5 protein-coding genes are annotated in these 6,038 nt (G+C 34.5%); 2 read left to right on the top strand and 3 right to left on the bottom strand.

Annotated elements, in window-relative coordinates:
* Positions 1 to 376: 376 nt before the first annotated feature.
* The gene (locus tag AB1630_09695; GenBank protein MEW6104062.1) at positions 377 to 529 is read right to left on the bottom strand and encodes a hypothetical protein; all 153 of its coding nucleotides are present in this window, start codon (positions 527 to 529) and stop codon (positions 377 to 379) included.
* 35 nt (positions 530 to 564) lie between these two features.
* Positions 565 to 1,122: a 5-formyltetrahydrofolate cyclo-ligase gene (locus tag AB1630_09700; GenBank protein ID MEW6104063.1), complete on the bottom strand. Its 558-nt coding sequence runs from the start codon at positions 1,120 to 1,122 to the stop codon at positions 565 to 567.
* 80 nt (positions 1,123 to 1,202) lie between these two features.
* On the opposite strand from AB1630_09700, the gene AB1630_09705 reads away from it, so the two are divergent.
* Entirely contained in the window at positions 1,203 to 1,991 is a 789-nt protein-coding gene (locus AB1630_09705) for a permease-like cell division protein FtsX (GenBank protein ID MEW6104064.1), read from the top strand.
* Here AB1630_09705 and carB read toward each other — a convergent pair.
* Entirely contained in the window at positions 1,975 to 5,190 is a 3,216-nt protein-coding gene (gene carB / locus AB1630_09710; GenBank protein MEW6104065.1) for a carbamoyl-phosphate synthase large subunit, read from the bottom strand. The genes AB1630_09705 and carB overlap by 17 nt on opposite strands.
* Positions 5,191 to 5,270: 80 nt before the next feature.
* Here carB and AB1630_09715 point away from each other — a divergent pair, with 80 nt between their 5' ends.
* Complete coding sequence (locus AB1630_09715) at positions 5,271 to 5,957, top strand: hypothetical protein (GenBank protein MEW6104066.1); 687 nt, start codon at positions 5,271 to 5,273, stop codon at positions 5,955 to 5,957.
* The last annotated feature ends 81 nt before the right edge of the window (positions 5,958 to 6,038 follow it).

Below are 6,038 nucleotides of genomic sequence, written 5' to 3' on the forward strand. Positions count from 1 at the left end.
TCGGCATTTTTAAAAAAACACTAGTAAAAATTACTAATACGAAGGTTGGCTTTATACAAGTATTTGAAAAATAAGGGTTTTTTTATCCTTTATGTTAAAGTCTCAATTTCTTATTGCTGAAGAATAGTTAAAATACTAAAACAGTTGGATACTTCCATAGATGTAGATGGCAACCTCCTGAATACGGGAGTCATAGTATGTTGTTAAGACCCTTTTACATCCACTACAGATATACCTTTTTCTCTCTTATTTTAAGAATAATATTACCTTCTCTATGTCGCCATTTTTCCTTATTTTAAATATCTCAGCACAAAAAATCCTTGACATCCTAATAACTCTGTAAGATAATCTTTTGGTTTAAATTCTTAAATATTATTTACCCATTATATTCCGTGAAGATATATTCCGTAAAGAAAAGAGCCTTTTTAAACTTCTTTTTTACTTCATCTGGTTTTTCTAACCCCCTCATTGCAAAAATTACATCTTGAGGAAGGTCTATCCTTATTTGCTCAGTTTTGCTTGTTGCCATTGTTTTAACCCCCATTTATAAATGTTTATATTTTATCATAACTTTGTATTTTCTGCTATTTTAATTACCCTATCCTCTGTTACTATTTTATCAATCCTTATATCCTTTGGTGTATTTGGGATTTTATTTACTATCTGAAGGGAAAATGCAAGTCCTATTTTTTTACAAAAAAGCAAGGGAAGGAGCCTGTCATAGTATCCTCTGCCATACCCAATCCTAAATCCCCTTTTATCAAATGCAATCCCTGGGACAATTACAAGCTCAATATCATCTAATTTAACAGGGTTTTTAGTAATAGGCTCAAGGATTCCACAATAGCCTGGTTTTACCTCATCAAGGCTTTTTATTTCAAATATTTCAAGTTTTTCTCCAGATACCTTTGGAAGAAATATCCTTTTTTTACATTCTAAAATCATTATATCTGTTCTTACCTCAGAGCCGAACGAATAATAAAAAAGCACATTAGGGGTCTCTTTAAACTCTGGTAATGAAAATATCTTTTCTTTTATTTTTTTGCTTTTTTCAAGGATTTCTTCACTAGATTGGCTATCCCTAATCTTCGTGATGTTTTTTCTTATTTCATCCTTATTCATACGGGGAATTATGCTCCTTTAGGGACATTTTGTCAATCTATTCTTGACTAAAAATAAAAGAATTTGTTATTATTAAACAAATGAAATTAGGCTATATTTTGATACAAGGGATATTGTTTTTCTTTCTCTTCTCTCTTTTTCTTTCTTTATTCAACATCTCTCCCTGTATAAGCTTCCTTTATAACAAAATAGAGATAAGCGCCTATTTAAAAGATGGGGTTTCTTTGTCTTCCCTTCCTGCTCTTATGAAAAGGATAAATATGGCAAGGAAAGGAATTGAAATTAAATATCAATCAAAGGAGGAGGCATTAAAGGGGCTTGTTTCAAATGAGGTAGTCAATATTTTGGACAAAAACCCCATCCCTTCTTCATTAAAGATAAGGCTTTCTGAAAAGATAGAAAAGGCCGATTTTGATAAACTTATCTCTTTTCTTTCATCTATAGAAGGCATTGAAAAGATAAGCTATTCAAAAGAAGATGTTGAATTTTTGTCAAAGATGAAGAATAGGTTTTTAAAGGTTTTCCTTTGGATTTGCGGAATTTATTCCCTTTGTCTAATTATTATCCTTGTTTTTCTTTCCTTGATTGATGCAAAGCTCTATAAAGAAGAGAGAGAAATTTTATACCTTTCTGGAAGGACAAAGTGGTCTCTTTTTCTTTCTTCCCTTATATCTTCTATGGTTAATGGGCTTTTTAGCTCTTTAATTGCCCTTATTTTTCTTTTTCTAGGATATACACTTTTTGTAAATAGTGGGATTTCCTCTTCCTTTGAAATAGCCTTTTTCTCTTTTGATATTATATTAAGCCTTTTAGGATGCGGAATCCTTTTGGGATTTCTTACAAAAATCCCTGTTATTTTTGTCTTTTAAGAATTATAGAATGGTATTCCTGAATAGATTTCACATCCCTTTTTTCCTTCTTTAAAGCCAATATTCCAGAGGCTGTTGCCAATGCTCCATCAGATGTTGTAACAATAGGTATTGAAAGGGAAAGGGCTGTTGTTCTTATTTTTACCTCATCTTTATGTGCTTTTTTACCAGATGGTATATTTATAACCAAAGAAATTAAGCCCTTCCTCATCATATCAACGATATCTGGCTTTCCCTCTCCTACCTTAAAGATCTTTTCTACAAAAATGCCATTTTTTTCTAGGAAATCACCTGTATTTCTTGTTGCAATAATGCTAAACCCTAGCTCTAAAAATAGCCTGGAGGTTTTTAATATATTTGGCTTTTCCCTATCAGGGACACTTACAAAAACCCTGCCAGATTCGGGCATAATTTGTCCTGCGGCAATTTGACTCTTTGCATATGCACAGGAAAAGCTATCTGCAATACCCATAACCTCACCCGTTGACTTCATCTCAGGGCCTAGTATGCAATCTGTTCCATAAAACCTTGTAAATGGAAAAACAGATTCCTTTACAGCAAAGTAAGAAGGTATAATTTCATCTATAAAGCCAAGCTCTTTAAGGCTTTTTCCAAGCATAACCTTTACAGCAAGGCTTGCCAAAGATACACCTATAGCCTTGCTGATAAATGGAATTGTCCTTGATGCCCTTGGATTTACCTCTAAAATATAAATCTCTTCTTCCTTTACAGCAAATTGAATGTTAATAAGCCCAATAACATTAAGGGATAGGGCAATCCTCTTTGTATTTTCCTTAATTTCTTCAATAATTTCTTTTTTTAATGTATGTGGAGGAAGAACCATTGCAGAATCTCCAGAATGAATTCCAGCCCTTTCAATATGCTCCATAACACCACCAATTACAACGCTATTTCCATCAGATATTGCATCTACATCAACCTCTATTGCATCTTCAAGGAATTTATCAATAAGGATAGGCCGAGAAGAAGATACCTTAATTGCCTTTTCAATGTAGCCTTTAACATCATCCTCATCATATGCAATCTCCATTGCCCTGCCACCTAATACATAGGATGGACGAAGAAGGACAGGAAAACCAAGTTTTTTTGCGATTGTTTTTGCATCTTCAATAGATTTGGCATAACCATTTGGGGGTTGTTTTAAAGAAAGGGATTTTACAAGCTCTGAAAACCTCTCCCTATCCTCTGCAATATCAATGGAATCAACGGATGTTCCTAATATTTTAACACCTGCATTTTTAAGTGGTATAGCAAGCTTTAGGGGTGTTTGTCCTCCAAGCTGGAGGATGATACCCAAAGGATTTTCCTTTTCTATGATATTCATTACATCCTCATAGGTCATTGGCTCAAAATATAGCCTATCGGATATATCGTAATCCGTAGATACAGTCTCCGGGTTGCAATTTACCATAATCGCTTCATACCCTTCCTCCCTTAAAGCAAACACGCCCTGACAACAACAATAATCAAACTCTATGCCCTGGCCTATCCTATTTGGACCAGAGCCTAAAATAATAACATTTTTCCTATTTGATACAGAAACCTCATCCTCCTCATCATATGTTGAATAGTAATATGGTGTTTCTGCTTCAAACTCTCCTGCACAGGTATCAACAGATTTAAATACTGGGTTTATCCCAAGAGACTTTCTCATCTCTTTTACATATCTTTCATCCTTACCAATTATCCTTCCGATTTCTTTATCTGAAAACCCATATTCCTTTGCCCTTTTTAAAAATCTGAAATCCGAAATCCGAAATCCGAAATTCCTAATTTCATCTTCCATCTTTACAATCTCCTTTATGTTTCTTAAAAACCAGGGGTCTATCTTTGTCCATCTATGGATTTCGCTAATCTTTATTCCCTTTTTTATTGCCTTATAGATATAAAATAACCTATCTTGATTAGGAGCAAAAAGACCTGGGATAAGCCCCATATTAGAATCATCTAAATAAAGCCCATACATATCCATTTCAAGGCTCCTTATACCCTTTTGTAATGCCTCCTTAAATGTCCTTCCTATGCTCATAATCTCACCAACAGATTTCATTGATGTTGTAAGGATTGGGTTTGCATCTTTAAATTTCTCAAATGTGAACCTTGGAATCTTAACAACGCAATAATCTATTGTTGGTTCAAATGACGCGGGTGTCTTTTTTGTTATATCATTTGGTATATCATCAAGGGTTTTTCCAATCGCAAGCTTTGCAGCAATCTTTGCAATAGGAAACCCTGTTGCCTTTGAAGCTAAAGCAGAAGACCTTGAAACCCTTGGGTTTATCTCAATTATAACCATCCTTCCACTCTTTGGACAAACAGCAAATTGGACATTTGAACCACCTGTTTCAACACCTATTTTTCTTATAGCAGAAATTGCTGCATCGCGCATTATTTGGTATTCCTTGTCGGTCAATGTTTGAATCGGAGCAACGGTTATTGAATCACCGGTATGGATTCCCATTGGGTCAAGGTTTTCAATAGAGCAAATAATCACAACATTATCCTTTAAGTCTCTCATTACCTCAAGCTCATACTCCTTCCATCCCTCAAGGGATTCCTCCAATAAAACCTCACCTATCATACTTTCATGAAGCCCCTGTTTTACCATTTCCTCAAAATTCCTTTGAGTTCCCGCTATTCCACCACCTATTCCACCCAATGTATATGATGGCCTTATGACACAGGGAAATCCAATTTCTTTTATTGCCTTCCTTGCCTCTTTTAGGCTCTTTACAACTATACCCTTTGGTATATCTAAACCAATTTCAGACATTGCCTTTCTAAAACATAATCTATCCTCTGCTCTTTTAATAGCCTCATAATTTGCTCCTATCATTCGGACATTGTATCTTTCTAAAATTCCAGCCTCATAAAGGAGGGATGAAAGATTAAGGGCTGTTTGACCACCAATGGTTGGCAATAAGGCATTAGGATGCTCTTTTTTGATTATCTCCTCCAGGAAATCAACGGTTAATGGCTCAATATAAACCCTATCTGCTGTGTTTGGGTCTGTCATTATTGTTGCAGGGTTTGAATTGACAAGAATAACCTCATATCCCTCATCCCTTAATGCCCTACAAGCCTGTGTTCCAGAATAATCAAATTCACAAGCCTGGCCAATGATAATTGGACCAGAGCCAATGAGAAGGATTTTATGAAGATCAGAGCGAACCGGCATAATCTAATTATAACAAAAATAGGGGATTTTTGCAAAAAATCTTGACCAAACATTTTATCCTATGCTATCTTTAAATATGAATGAAAAGGCTTTTTGTAATATTTATTATTGGGTTTTTAGCCTTTGTTTATTTTGTCTATAAAAGCTCATTCCTGCCTGTTGATAGGTTTATCAAACTTGAGAGGGAGAAAAAAGAAGGTGAAATTAGATATTCTATAAGTTCTATTCCCCTTAGCAAGGATTCTTTTAGGGATTGGGAAGTTTTCTTAAATAGCAATGATACACGAGATTTAGCATTTTTTGAGGGTAGGTATTATCTTGCTACATCAGGTGGGCTTAAGGTTTATGATAGAAATCTTAACCTATTGAGAAAGATAACCCATTTAGATGGCATAATTGAGAATAACATTACATCTCTTGCCATCTTTGAAAATAGGCTATATATTGGTTTTACAACAAGAGGCATAATGAGCCTCTATGGAGATAGATTTACCCATTATCTATTTGAAGACCCTGATCTCTGCAAGACAACCTCATTCCTTCCAACAAAAGATGGGCTTTATATTGGAACCGAAAAAGGTCTTATAAGATTTGATGGAAAGGGCTTTTTAAAAATTGGCGATTTTAAAAGGATAACAGCAATCTCCATTTTAGGTAAAGAGCCTGTTATTGGAACTTATGATAATGGGCTTTATCTATTAAGGGGAAATAAATTAAAAAATAGTAACTATTCACCCTATAGGGAAATAAGGAATGTATATGTTTAGATAATGTTAAGGAAAATAATGAAGCCAAAGAATAAAAATCCCAATGTCCAAATCCCAATGACAAATGAAATCCCAATGTCC

Source organism: bacterium (assembly GCA_040753555.1).
GTDB lineage: Bacteria > UBA9089 > UBA9088 > UBA9088 > UBA9088 > JBFLYE01.

Excerpts from the sequence above, each read along its gene's own strand:
- AB1630_09695 (MEW6104062.1), bottom strand. The coding sequence starts at position 529 with ATGGCAACAAGCAAAACTGAGCAAATAAGGATAGACCTTCCTCAAGAT.
- AB1630_09700 (MEW6104063.1), bottom strand. The coding sequence starts at position 1,122 with ATGAATAAGGATGAAATAAGAAAAAACATCACGAAGATTAGGGATAGC.
- AB1630_09705 (MEW6104064.1), top strand. The coding sequence starts at position 1,203 with ATGAAATTAGGCTATATTTTGATACAAGGGATATTGTTTTTCTTTCTC.
- carB (MEW6104065.1), bottom strand. The coding sequence starts at position 5,190 with ATGCCGGTTCGCTCTGATCTTCATAAAATCCTTCTCATTGGCTCTGGT.
- AB1630_09715 (MEW6104066.1), top strand. The coding sequence starts at position 5,271 with ATGAAAAGGCTTTTTGTAATATTTATTATTGGGTTTTTAGCCTTTGTT.